Source organism: Acinetobacter sp. SWAC5, from assembly GCF_003419885.1.
GTDB lineage: Bacteria > Pseudomonadota > Gammaproteobacteria > Pseudomonadales > Moraxellaceae > Acinetobacter > Acinetobacter cumulans.
The window spans coordinates 1-13,176 of record NZ_QUWR01000002.1 but is presented as its reverse complement, the minus strand read 5'-3'; the positions used below and the strand labels follow the sequence as shown (position 1 = coordinate 13,176).

The 13,176-nt window shown below is 40.9% G+C and carries 11 protein-coding genes and 1 rRNA gene; 6 read left to right on the top strand and 6 right to left on the bottom strand.

Going from position 1 to position 13,176, the window contains the following annotated elements; translation table 11 throughout:
- The first annotated feature begins 5 nt into the window (after window positions 1–5).
- The 5 genes from ribF to DYI81_RS01695 all read left to right on the top strand — a co-directional run bounded on the left by ribF (window position 6) and on the right by DYI81_RS01695 (window position 5,586).
- Window positions 6–1,007: a riboflavin biosynthesis protein RibF gene (ribF, locus tag DYI81_RS01715; RefSeq protein WP_106984118.1), complete on the top strand. Its 1,002-nt coding sequence runs from the start codon at window positions 6–8 to the stop codon at window positions 1,005–1,007.
- Window positions 1,008–1,072: 65 nt separating this feature from the next.
- Window positions 1,073–3,919 (top strand): isoleucine--tRNA ligase, encoded by a 2,847-nt coding sequence (ileS, locus tag DYI81_RS01710; protein WP_117006531.1) that lies wholly within the window; start codon window positions 1,073–1,075, stop codon window positions 3,917–3,919.
- The gene (lspA, locus tag DYI81_RS01705) at window positions 3,912–4,454 is read left to right on the top strand and encodes a signal peptidase II (RefSeq protein WP_106984116.1); all 543 of its coding nucleotides are present in this window, start codon (window positions 3,912–3,914) and stop codon (window positions 4,452–4,454) included. Before ileS ends, lspA begins: the two co-directional genes overlap by 8 nt.
- Entirely contained in the window at window positions 4,447–4,929 is a 483-nt protein-coding gene (locus DYI81_RS01700; protein ID WP_117006530.1) for a peptidylprolyl isomerase, read from the top strand. Before lspA ends, DYI81_RS01700 begins: the two co-directional genes overlap by 8 nt.
- Window positions 4,930–5,043: 114 nt before the next feature.
- Window positions 5,044–5,586, top strand: coding sequence for an NAD(P)H-dependent oxidoreductase (locus DYI81_RS01695; protein ID WP_117006529.1), 543 nt, complete (start codon window positions 5,044–5,046; stop codon window positions 5,584–5,586).
- A gap of 256 nt (window positions 5,587–5,842) precedes the next feature.
- Here the strand turns inward: DYI81_RS01695 and DYI81_RS01690 are convergent, their stop codons facing one another.
- On the bottom strand, window positions 5,843–6,238 hold the full coding sequence (locus tag DYI81_RS01690) for a tautomerase family protein (protein ID WP_117006528.1): 396 nt from the start codon (window positions 6,236–6,238) through the stop codon (window positions 5,843–5,845).
- An 825-nt stretch (window positions 6,239–7,063) separates the two neighbouring features.
- Between DYI81_RS01690 and DYI81_RS01685 the strand changes: the two genes are divergently transcribed.
- Complete coding sequence (locus DYI81_RS01685; RefSeq protein WP_106984112.1) at window positions 7,064–8,104, top strand: TauD/TfdA family dioxygenase; 1,041 nt, start codon at window positions 7,064–7,066, stop codon at window positions 8,102–8,104.
- A gap of 265 nt (window positions 8,105–8,369) precedes the next feature.
- Here DYI81_RS01685 and DYI81_RS01680 read toward each other — a convergent pair whose 3' ends face one another.
- The 5 genes from DYI81_RS01680 to rrf form a co-directional block, all read right to left on the bottom strand.
- Window positions 8,370–8,681 (bottom strand): ankyrin repeat domain-containing protein, encoded by a 312-nt coding sequence (locus DYI81_RS01680; RefSeq protein WP_117006527.1) that lies wholly within the window; start codon window positions 8,679–8,681, stop codon window positions 8,370–8,372.
- Between the two features lie 28 nt (window positions 8,682–8,709).
- Window positions 8,710–9,561 carry an FRG domain-containing protein gene (locus DYI81_RS01675; protein WP_117006526.1) on the bottom strand — a complete coding sequence of 284 codons (852 nt, stop codon included), beginning with the start codon at window positions 9,559–9,561 and terminating at the stop codon, window positions 8,710–8,712.
- A gap of 95 nt (window positions 9,562–9,656) precedes the next feature.
- Window positions 9,657–10,997, bottom strand: a complete 1,341-nt coding sequence (locus DYI81_RS01670) for an aromatic acid/H+ symport family MFS transporter (protein WP_117006525.1) — start codon at window positions 10,995–10,997, stop codon at window positions 9,657–9,659.
- 314 nt (window positions 10,998–11,311) lie between these two features.
- Window positions 11,312–12,676 carry an MFS transporter gene (locus tag DYI81_RS01665; protein WP_106984108.1) on the bottom strand — a complete coding sequence of 455 codons (1,365 nt, stop codon included), beginning with the start codon at window positions 12,674–12,676 and terminating at the stop codon, window positions 11,312–11,314.
- Between the two features lie 390 nt (window positions 12,677–13,066).
- Window positions 13,067–13,176: ribosomal RNA gene (rrf, locus tag DYI81_RS01660) — 5S ribosomal RNA — on the bottom strand; the annotation flags it as partial.

Here is a 13,176-nt window from a genome sequence, read left to right as displayed (position 1 = left end):
CGCCCATGCAGCTGCTCCGTCTGAATGCTTTAGCGCCCAACTTAGAATTTCCTCAAACGGCCTTAACGATCGGCAATTTTGATGGGGTACATTTGGGGCATCAGGCGATGCTCAGCCAACTTAAAGAGATTGCAGAACAACAAAATTTAAAAACTGCAGTGATGATTTTTGAGCCACAACCGCTTGAATTCTTTAAATCTTATGAAGCACCACCCCGCATTTCTTCGCTACGTGAAAAAGTCGAATATTTAACAGCGCTCGGCGTAGACTATATTGTGGTGGCAAAATTTGATAATGACTTCCGCAACCTCAGCGCTGACGCTTTTTGCGACATTTTAAAATACAAACTCAATACGCAAAGTTTAGTCTTAGGTGAAGATCATCACTTCGGTAAAAACCGTCAAGGCAATAGTGAATTTTTACGCCAACGCGGTTTTCATGTGACCGATTTACAAAATGTTGAAGTCAATGGTGAACGTGTTAGTTCAACCCTCGTTCGGCAAACTCTGCAAGCTGGCGACTTAGCCCATGCAGCAAAATTACTCGGTCGTCCTTATAGCATCACCGGTCGTGTGCAATACGGCGATCAAATTGGTCGTACCATTAATTTTCCGACCATTAACGTAAGGCTCAACCGTCATAAACCCTGCCTAAATGGCATTTATGGTGTAGAAGTTCTGTGTGAAACTGAGTCCCTACGTGCCAAAGTGCAACAGGACAACCCTGAGCAACTTGGCATTGCGGGCTATGAACCCACTGCCCTATTCGGTGCGGGTCATGTCGGTACACGTCCTGCCATTAAACATGTTCATCCAGAGTGGCGTTTAGAAGTACATTTTCCGAATGTTTCTGCTAATCTGTATGGCCTGTTAATGCGGGTAACGTTCCTCAACTATTTACATGGTGAAAAGGACTATCCGTCGCTTGAAGCCCTAAAAGCTGGAATTGATGATGATGTCGAAAAACTCCTTGAGTTTCGACAAAATACCCCAACATTTCCATTCTAATTCGACTTAATTTTTATTGATAAAACGTGTCCGTCCTAGACGGATGAAATTGGATGACAACTTGCATGAGCGATAAGCAAACTCCTGAAAATGCAGTGGATTACAAAGCCACGCTAAACCTCCCAGGTACTGAATTTGCAATGAAAGCAAATCTCGCAGTACGTGAAGCGAAATGGTTAGAAGAGTGGTATGCCGATGACATTTATCAGCAGATTCGTGCATCGCGTATTGGCAAGAAAAAATATGTGCTTCATGACGGCCCTCCATACGCAAATGGTCAAATTCATTTGGGTCATGCCGTTAACAAGGTTTTAAAAGACATCATCATCAAAAGCCGTGTGATGGATGGCTTTGATGCACCATACGTACCAGGGTGGGACTGCCACGGCCTTCCAATTGAACTCAAAGTAGAAGAAAAAGTGGGTAAAGTTGGCGTGAAAGTAGATGCCTCTACTTTCCGTAAAGCCTGCCGTGAATATGCTTACACTCAAGTCGAATTACAAAAGAAAGACTTTGTGCGTATGGGCGTGTTTGGTGATTGGGACAACCCTTACCTCACCATGAACTTCAAACAAGAAGCCGACATTGTGCGTTCACTTGGCGCCATTGCCAAAGCGGGTCATATTGAGCCGGGTCTTAAACCAGTCAACTGGTGTTTGGACTGTGGTTCGTCTTTGGCTGAAGCTGAAGTTGAATATGAAGATAAAAAATCTGACGCAATTGACGTTGGTTTCACTGTTGTTGATTTAGCAGATTTATCGGCACGTTTAGGCGTACAAATCGCGGATCGTACAGACATCGTGATTTGGACCACTACGCCTTGGACCATGCCTGCCAACCAAGCGGTTGCACTGCATGCTGAGCTTGAATACCAATTGGTGAAAGCAACTGGCGAAGACAAAGCACCACAAAACTTCATTCTTGCAAAATCATTGGTTGAGTCTGCAACACAGCGTTATGGCTTTACAGCATTTGAAGTGATTGCTGAATTTGTTGGCGCTAAACTTGAAAACTTAGTACTACAACATCCGTTAATTGCTGAACGCCAAGTCCCAGTCATCTTGGGCGAGCACGTCACAGACGGTAGCGGTACAGGTGCAGTACATACAGCACCCGGCCATGGTGTAGACGACTATAAAGTTGGCTTACAGTACAACTTAAAAGTTGAAAATCCAGTTGGCGGTAATGGTGTGTATTTACCAACATCTCCACTGTTTGCTGGTGAGCACATCTATAAAGCCAATCCAAAAATTATTGCTGCTTTAACTGAAGCGACTAAGCTTTGGGCGCATGTGGTGATTAAGCATAGCTACCCGCATTGCTGGCGCCACAAAACTCCAATTATCTTCCGTGCGACACCACAATGGTTCATTAGCATGGATGCACAAGGTTTACGTGCCAAAGCACTCAATGCGATTGAAAATGACATTGGCTTTGTACCGGATTGGGGTAAAAACCGTATTGAAGCGATGATCGAAGGTCGTCCAGACTGGTGTATCTCACGTCAACGTACATGGGGCGTGCCAATTCCATTCTTCGTACACAAAGATACTAACGAATTACACCCACGCACACCTGAATTGATTGAAGAAGTTGCAAAACTGATCGAGCAAGAAGGGATTGATGGTTGGTATAACCGTGACGCAGCAGAATTTATCGGTGCAGATGCAGAGCAGTACAATGCTGTACGTGACACTTTAGATGTATGGTTCGACTCTGGAACAACACACTTTGCAGTGCTTCGTGAACGTGAAGAACTGCAAGATCCAGCAGACTTATACCTTGAAGGCTCAGATCAACACCGCGGTTGGTTCCAATCTTCATTGTTAACATCGATTGCAATCAATGAACGCGCACCTTACAAAGGCTTATTGACGCACGGTTTCGTGGTCGATGAGAAAGGCCGTAAGATGTCAAAATCAATCGGTAACGTGATCACACCACAAGACATCATTAAAGATATGGGTGCTGATGGTCTACGTTTCTGGATCGCATCTGCAGATTACCGTTATGAAATGACTGCGGGTAAAGAAATCTTTAGCCGTGCATCTGATGGTTACCGTCGTATTCGTAACACTTTACGTTTCTTGCTTGCCAACTTGAATGGTTTCAAACCATCGACGGATGCATTGCCTGTAGATCAATTGATCGCGCTTGATCAATACATCTTGCAACGTGCAAGCGATGTTCAAAAAACCATTCAACAAGCATACGAAGATATGAACTTCCATATCGTAACGAATGCGTTGACCAACTTCTGTATTAACGACTTGGGTGGTTTCTACTTAGACATCATCAAAGACCGTCAATACACCACTAAAGCAGACTCTGCAGCACGTCATTCTGCACAAACTGCGTTGTATCACTTGGTACAAGCATTTGTTCGCTGGATGTCACCAATCTTAAGCTTTACCGCGCAAGAAGCATGGCCTTTAATTCCAGAGCAATCTGAGAAATATGTCTTCACTGCTGAATGGTATGACATTCCAACTGCATCAGCCGCTAACCTTGTTTCTGAAGCAGAATGGCAAACGCTCATTGCTGTAAAATCTGCAGTAAATAAACACATTGAAGCAGCACGTAATGCAAAAGCAGTAGGTTCTAACTTATCTGCCAAAGTAGAGCTTTGGACATCTGAAGAACTCAAAACTGTACTTGACCGTCTAGGTGATGAGCTACGTTTTGTCCTCATCACATCTCAAGTGGTTGTAAATGCATTTGATGCAGCGCAAGGCAACGAATCTGACCTTGAAGGTTTACGTGTAAACGTATCAGCAGCTGACGGTGAAAAATGCGCGCGTTGCTGGCATGTTCTACCCGATGTGAATACACATCACGAACATCCAGGTCTTTGTTCTCGTTGTATTATTAACCTTCCTACAGGTCAAGGCGAAGAGAGAAAATATGCCTAATCCACAACAAAAAAAGGGTTTATTTCAATTCTATCCACACAATTTAGTGTGGGTAGGCTTATCCATTGTTGCCATTCTTTTGGATCAATGGACCAAATGGATTGCCAGCACGAGTCTGAATTATGCAGACCCTGTCCCAGTCCTACCCTTTTTAAATTGGACATTACTACATAACTATGGCGCTGCTTTTAGTTTCTTGTCCGATGCCGGTGGATGGCAACGTTACTTCTTTACCTCACTTGCAGGTTTAGTGTCTGTTATTTTTGTATTTTGGCTGATGCGTATGCCAAAAACCGTGAAAATTTTACCCATTGCGATTGCCCTTATTTTAGGTGGCGCAATTGGTAATTTAATCGACCGCGTATCTTTAGGTTATGTGGTCGACTTTATTCACGTGTATTACAACAACAGCCACTTCCCTGCATTTAATCTTGCAGATAGTGCCATTACGCTGGGTACCATCTTATTGTTGATTGATACCTTCTTCCTTGAGAAGCAGCGTATTCAACGTGCGGAAGCGCAAAAAAATGACTGATTTGATTCATCCTAACGAAGAAATTCGTATTGAAAACGGCGCTAAAGTCGATCTTCACTTTTCTGTCGCGATTGAAAATGGCGTAGAAATTGATAACACCCGTAGCCGTGCTGAACCTGTGAGCTTAGTGATGGGTGATGGCAGTTTATTACCTGGTTTTGAAAAAGCATTATTTGGTTTACGTGCTGGCGACCGCCGCACTGTAAGCTTGCCACCAGAGGATGCGTTTGGCCCTTGGAACCCTGAAAATGTACAAAAGTTTGACACTGTAAAATTTGAACAGCGTCCAACTGAAGGTCACATGATCGAGTTTGAAGACAAAGCCAAACAAAGCCTATACGGCGTGGTAAAAACAGTGGGTGAAGACATTACAGAAGTCGACTTTAACCACCCATTGGCAGGTAAAAACATTACTTTTGAAGTAGAAATTTTTAAAGTAACGCCTGCTGGCCAGCAAGGCATTAAAATTATGTAAGTGACGCAAGTCATAAAAAGCACCTTCGGGTGCTTTTTTATTATTTACAGATCAATACTATACAGCCCAATCACCATAGATTAATTTAAACAGAAAATAGCACTTGAGAAACTTATGAATATTCAAATTATTGTGGGTAGCGTACGTGAAGGCCGTACAGCAATTAAAGTTGCAGCATGGATCCAATCACAAATCAACAGCTATGAATTCAGCACGGTTCAAACCGAAATTGTTGATCTAAAAGCATGGGATCTGCCATTTTTTGCTGGTGCCAACCCGCCGATGACGGGTATTTATGATCAGCCCAAACAACAAGAATGGGCTGCACAAATTGCCAAAGGCGATGCATTTATTTTCATTAGCCCCGAATACAACCACGGCTACAGCCCAGCACTCAAAAATGCCTTAGATTATTTAGGCAAAGAATGGAATGCAAAACCAGCTGCCTACGTCAGCTATGGTGGGAGCAACGGTTCACGTTCAATTGATCAAATCCGTCAGGTAGCAACGCAGCTTGGACTGGTAGACACCAATGCCGTGGTTGAAATCCGTGATATTTTTGCTCGCAACCGCGCAGAAACATTTGAAGGCAATGAGTTTGATGACAAAGCACTGAAAGCAGCTTTTGATAAATTGGTGCAATACGTCAGCGCATAAACCACCTTGTAAGCTTTTGCTTACAATAACTGCGGAAATTGACCACTTTTCACTTATTCATAAGCCGACTAATATAGGATTCATAGAGAGACAGGAAGTCTCCAAAGCCTAAAACAATAATGATAAGCAGGACAGACGCAGGAAGCGTACGGTACGACAGGAGTTATATCGCTAGAATGAATCCGAAAAAGCCTCAACAGGATGTTGAGGCTTTTTTCGTTCTATATAGTGTCATTCAACTTTACGTTCAACGACTTTACACATCCAATTGAAAACCCAAATCAATATCACATGCTGCTTGACCGCCACGAATCCCCCAATTCTGTAATGAGCTTTCTCGAAGCAAAATTAAAATATGGTCAGCAGGAATACCGAATGTGATTAAATTCTGTACTAAACTTTGATACAAACGGCGCTTTGCCGTTAAAGAGCGTCCAGCAAAACAATCAATACTAATCTGTGTAAACAGCGCGGGCTGTGCTAAGCCATCAAACACTTGAAAACGATGTGGCGCATGTACACACAAGCGAATATTACGATCTGTTTGAGGAAGCTGAAAACTTTGCTGTACGGCATCCAAAACCGTATTTAATAATGCTTGTTCTTGCACGTCGTTATACTGGGTACGAATATCAATTTGAATGATCGGCATAAAACTTATTCTTTGCTCTTGTTATCAGCCAAACATTATGAATATTTCTTTGCGATATCGCTGTAAGCATTTTCCTACACCATTTGCAGAAATTAACAGCTATCTCAGTTTCATCTTTCAAACTATATTAAGTTCATAGCCAGACAGGATGTCTGATAAGAAAAATAAAAAAATGTCACAACAGCAGGATGCTGAATGGTATGAAAGGAAACATACCTTTGCAACGAATCAAAAAAAGCCCCGACAGGATGTTGGGGCTTTTTTTATCTTCCTCATCAAGGCATACATATTTTGCATTTTGCCCTAGCTCTGATTTTATGCTGTATCCATTTAGCTGACTTGTTTAAAGAGCTTGTGGCTTTGTACGCTATGACTTACACGAGATGCAGAATTTAGCGTCTTCTTTACCTAAGGAAACACAATTATATTAAGTTCATACCAAACAGGAAGTTTGGAAAAAATAAAAGCAAAAACAATACAGCAGGACTGCTCAACATAAAAAAATATGCTTAAGCGCATAACATAAAAGAAAAAATAGACACAGTAATAAGAATCAGGCAATAGCCCGAGTAATAGATTAGAAAAGCCTCAACAGCAATGTTGAGGCTTTTTTCATTTCGGGTAGCTAAATTTTTAACCGCCATCCTCTCGCCTTGCATTTGGTCGTAAATATAAAACTGCTTCACAAAAGTTAAAGCGTTTCAGTAAAACTCTACATATAATTTGCATATTCTTTACGCAACTTGCGCTATGATTTGCTCGCGTATAAGAACTGCCAAAGGATCAGGCAGCAACTATAAAAAAAATGAAATGAGAGAATCAGCTATGCAGCCTCAGCAGCACTTTTTAAACGAATACACCAAAGTATTTTCAGCAACAACTGAAAATAACTCCAGTATGGCCTTGGCACAATATATTGGCTCACACCGTAATGAACTGATGCAACAACTGCATGATTACGGCATTTTAGTCTTTCGAGGCTATCAAATTGAGCAACCTGAACAGTTTCAAATGCTGATTGAGCAATATTTTCAACTTCAACCTTGGAATGCATTTAATCCCAATATGCCAGGTTGGGCAGCGTCATGGATGCGTAAATACAGTGAAAGCATTTTAGGTGCTGGCGATTATCGTCGCTATATCGACCGTAATACGGTACAACTTGGCCCTGTCGAAAATTCAGTACAAGGCCCGCATGTTGAAGGTGGTGTACGTTCAGAGCGTTCACGTTATATCGCTCTTTTTTGTCAGGAGCCTTCGACTTATTTGGCCGAAACTGGCTTTAATAATTTAGAACTGATTTGGAATAAACTCCCAAAAACCTTACAAGAAAAATACCTTGGTGCTTGGAATCATTTTTCTTATGTCTCTGCTCGCAAACTGAGTGTATTGGATCGGCTGTTATTACAAAAAAGTCCGTTTAGCATTGAAATGCGTAAGGACAAAAAAGCCAAACTGACCCTACAGCGCTCACCTTTAGTGATTCACCATCCAGATACCAAAAAACTGGCCTTACAACCGTGGGCATTTGCCAACAATACCAATCCTTTTGCACATCAAGCCGCACAAAACTGCTTTGATAACCGTGGAGAGATTGAAATTGATTCCACAGCAGATGGCATGCAACTCACATGGGAAATTTACAACCAACAAGGCGACAAAATTGAATGGACGGATGAAGAAAAGCAACAGTTTTTCAATGCCATGTATAAGGATGCTTTGTTATTAGAATGGCATAAAGGTGATGTTGCACTGGTTGATAATGTGAAAATTGCACACTGGCGTATGAATGGCGAACAAGGTAACCGTAAGCTCATTCAGATTCAGGCCAATGTGTTTAATGCAGATGATCATTATGCAGCTTAGTGACATGGCCTCAGTGATGATTCTTCATCCGTTCGTGTACGCTACAGCTTACATCGCTTGCAGAATTCTGCCTCTAGGCAATAGTGCTCATTCATCATAATCTATAGTTATCAGGAAACAGGAAGTTTCCAAACTTAACAACAAGAATAAAAGGTTTGTACACCAGGACGTGAGATACGACAGGAGTCATATCTAAACTTACGAAATATCGAAAAGCCCTATCAGGAAGATGGGGCTTTTTCGTATCTGCGCGATCGTGATTTTTTTATAGGCTTTTCAAGTAGTTTACGATTTCACTCTGCTCTGCCATTTCTGCAAGCTCTAAAGCCGTATAAGGCGCTTTATGCTGTACATCCGCACCTTTGCTGACCAAGAGCTGAACCACATCTAAATAGCCGTTTTCTGCGGCTGCTTGTAGTGCGCTGTAGCCTTCTTCATCTGCTTGGTTTACATCTACACCATTGGCTAAACGTTTTTCGACTTCTGCTACATCACCTAAAGATGCCCAATACACTAATTCTGGTAGGTGAAGTTCGTCATCGTCTTCAGGGATTGGGGAGAATGAGTTAAGTTTCATAACTAATTACCATGAAAATTTGAGAATTTTAAGAACCAATTAAAGCAATACTACACAGATCATTATCATATTTAGCTCCACACTCTAAAAGAATTCTATAACCAATATCATAATAAGCTGGAGGAAATAAAGCATGTGTTCCTACTATCTTACCTTGTCCTAGCCAATCCAAGGCATCATTTAAATCAACCCTGATAATCCCTCTGACCTGCTGTCTATAATCATGAGGTCTTTGATGATTAATTCCTCTACATCTAAAAAGTAATCCATGTTGTGCATGAGGCCTTAGAAAAACAGAAGGAGTTGCCATTCTGAGATCGATTAATTCTGTATTCTCTCCGTGGAACCAACCTGGTTTTTCACTGTGTCTCTTATCTATATCAGCTCCGATTAACAAAATATATGCATATTCATTAGGTTTTGGTGTTCTTTTTTCAAAATGTAAATATTCACTATTTTCACCTGCAGATTTAGCTTGATGGCAAGCAAACCAAAGTGCTATCCAAATGTTATCAACTACATCTACCCACGATGTAGAAATGCCATAATGCTGTAATAATGGCTCATGCGCATATTGCCCAAATTTTGCAAATATTGGACATTTATTACTAAATTCTTTTAAGGCATTATTTAAAAGTGATGTTTTCCTTTGTTTAGCATTCTGATTTTTAAGAGATCGGAATAACGTCGGTGAAAGGCTCTCATAAATTTTTCTTTCACCTCTGAAATAAATACCCTCACTTTTATCAGTCGATGAATGAGTAAACTTTAAATATCCTGCAGCTTTAATTAAATTATGAGAATCCTTTACATGTAAAATATCAAATTGAGTATTTGATTCTATAATTTCAACATTTTGAAGACCTAATTTTGCAAGCATTGTTCTACTTTCAATTTTATTTTATATTCACAAATATAACTAAAAATTAAAGAAAAGCCCCCTTACGGAGGCTTTTCTTTTTAAAGAATCACAGCTTAAGCTTTTGCTGGCTGCGCCACTTCAATCTTGTCAGAATCTGTATCTTGCATAATCAATGCAACTGCAATCGCACAGATCAATACAGGTAAACCCACTGCAATAAAGTTAAAGTGTGCAGGAAGGCTCATCCCTAATAAGCCACCAATGAGGATAGGACCAATAATCGCACCCATACGGCCAATCGCAGATGCCCAGCCAATACCCGTCGAACGTACTGCCAATGGATAGAACTGCGCTACATAGCTGTATAGCAACATTTGCGAACCAATAGACGCCGCACCAGCCAAGAATACCAAGATGTAAAGCAGAACCATATTCGATTGGAAGCCCATTAAGCTCATCACAATCGCACCCATTAGACCCAAGCACATCAATACTGGTTTCAAATGGAAACGGTCCGCCAAAATACCACCGCCCACGATTCCAACAACTGCACCAACGTTCATAACCATCATAAACATGAGGCTGTTATCCATCGAATAGCCTGCCGCCATCATCAATTTTGGTAACCAACTGCTCAATGCATACATGGTGAGTAAGCAAGTGAAAAACGCGATCCAGAACAAAATTGTATTTGTTGCACGGCCACGACGGAACAAACTCATCACGCTTGCAGATTCAGGCGTATCAACTTGATGCAATTCAAAAGTTGTTGTTTCTTGCACAGATACTTGTGGAGCCAATTGACGCACAATAGTACGAGCTTCGTCTTGACGGTTCTTTTGCACAATAAACGTTAAAGATTCTGGTAAAAATTTCCAAATCACAGGCAGTAAAAACAGCGGAATGCCAGCAATAAAGAACATGATTTCCCAGCCAAAACTTGGGGTAAACCATGCACCCAATAAAGCAGCCATAACACCACCGACCGCATAGCCACTAAACATACCTGTAACCAAGGTGCTACGCATCTTCTGTGGGGCGTATTCAGAGGTTAAAGCCACAAGGTTAGGCATTACACCACCAATGCCTAAACCCGCCAAGAAACGCAAAATAGCAAATTCTGTCGGGTTTGAAGCAAAGCCACCAGCAAAGGTTAAACCACTGAATAAAACAATACAGATCATAATGACTTTTTTACGGCCAATTTTATCGGCCAAGGAACCAAATAGCATGGCACCAAACATCATCCCTGCAAGTGCTGTACTCGCAAGCATACCTGCCTGCATTGCACTTAAGCCCCACTCTTCCATAAGCAAGGGTAAAACAACACCATTAATCGCTAGATCATAGCCATCAAATAAGATAATAAGCAAACACCAAGCTAAAACTTTAAAATGGAATTTGGAAAATTTTGCGTGATCAATAATATCATTCACATTCACTGCTTTTGACATTACTCACCTCCTGTAAATCTTTATTTGCATTGCACTTTAACTAGCGCCCTTCAGTTTAAAATTTTGTTTTTTAGAACAAAGCTGAAGCCATTTACTAAAGTAGTTTTGCCTAATATTCACATAATTTATACCACCATAAAAATTCAACATTAGTCTAATCAATCACATTTTCAGTGACTTAAATTCATTTTCTTGAGTGATTTTTAAACTATTTAAATACTTTTAATTCAAATTTGATTATTTTTACATCGCCAAAGAAAAAGCCTTCATCAAAGATGAAGGCTTTTTTAGAGATACTTTAAGCCAAAATTCAACTAGGCTTTCACACTGCTCAAACGTTTCTGCAATTTGACTTCTGCATCCACTTCTTCCTTCGACGTTTTAGTGCTAATGAATGCCACAGCAATCGCAACAATAATGACGGGTAAACCTACTGCCATAAAGTTGATTTGGTGAGGCAATTCCATACCCAACAGCATACCAATTAAAATTGGGCCCACAATCGCACCTGTACGGCCCACAGCAGAAGCCCAGCCAATACCTGTTGAGCGTACAGTCACTGGATAAAACTGTGCTACATAGCTATACAGCAAGATTTGTGAACCAATTGCAGATGCACCAGCAACAGCCACCAATAAATAAATAACGGGCTGTGGAGACTTAAATCCTAATAAAGATAATGCAACTGCGCCTGCCAAACATAAGCTAATAATCACGGGTTTCATGTGAAACTTATCAGCCAAAATACCACCGCCAACAGTACCAATGACTGCGCCTATATTCATGGCTAATAAGAACATTAAGCTACTGCTCATCGAATAGCCCGCAGCCATCATCAGCTTTGGTAACCAACTGCCTAAAGCATACAGTGTTAATAAACACATAAAAAAAGCTAACCAGAACAGCAAAGTATTGCTTGAACGCCCTTGTTTAAACAAGCTGCTAACAAAAGCAGGCTCTGACACTTTTGCTTCGCTCAGAACGAGTTTCACCTGTTTTGGTAAATCAACCTCAGCATCTAAACGCTGTAAAATTTGGCATGCTTGCTGATCTTTTTGTGCTTTCACCAAAAAGGTTAATGATTCAGGCAAGAACTTCCAAACAAAAGGTAAAAACAACAGCGGTACACCAGCAATAAAGAACATGATTTGCCAGCCGTAGCTTGGGGTAAACCATGCGCCAAATAAAGCAGCCATCACACCACCCACAGCATAACCACTAAACATGGTTGTTACTAAGGTCGCACGTAAACGTTGTGGCGCATATTCCGAAGTTAAGGCTACTAAATTAGGCAATACACCACCAATTCCTAAGCCCGCTAAAAAACGTAGTAGACCAAATTCGGTCGGATTTGATGCAAAACCGCCAGCAAAGGTAAAGCCACTAAACAGTACCACACAAATCATAATGACTTTTTTACGGCCTATTTTGTCGGCCAAGGTACCAAACAGCATGGCACCAAACATCATGCCCGCTAACGCAGTACTGGCCAACATCCCTGCTTGCACAGCCGTTAATGACCATTGTTGCATCAGTAGAGGAAGTGCCACACCATTAATGGCTAAGTCATAGCCATCAAATAAAATAATCAATAGACACCAAAACACCACCTTAAAATGAAAAGGTGTAAATTTAGCCTGATCAATCACTTGATTCACATTTATTGCATTCGTTGCCATAGCTCACCTCCTGTGAGATTACATATCATTGTTGTAGTGATCACATCGGGAAGCTTTTATTGTTTTACAGATTTAGCTCAGCCCAATACAAGAGCATTATTTGAGCACAGCGATATTTGACGAGACACACGACAAAAGTCTAAAAAATAGACAAATAACTGCACCTATAGGTACAGTTATTTATGCTTAGAATGGAAAATTTGAGCAATTTTGATCTTATATTTTTTAATGATTTATGCTAAATACGCTTATTTTTTATCCTATTTATTCTTTTTTATTGAAAGTCACGAATTCAAACCTGTTTCTAAATAAGCTTTAGCCTTATTTAAAATATTTTTTATGCATAAAAAAACACCCCCAACGATTTAGTTGGGGGTGTTTCGAATAATGAGCTGGCGATGACTTACTCTCACATGGGTAACCCCACACTACCATCAGCGCTAAGAGGTTTCACTTCTGAGTTCGGGAAGGGATCAGGTGGTTCACTCTTGCTATTGTCG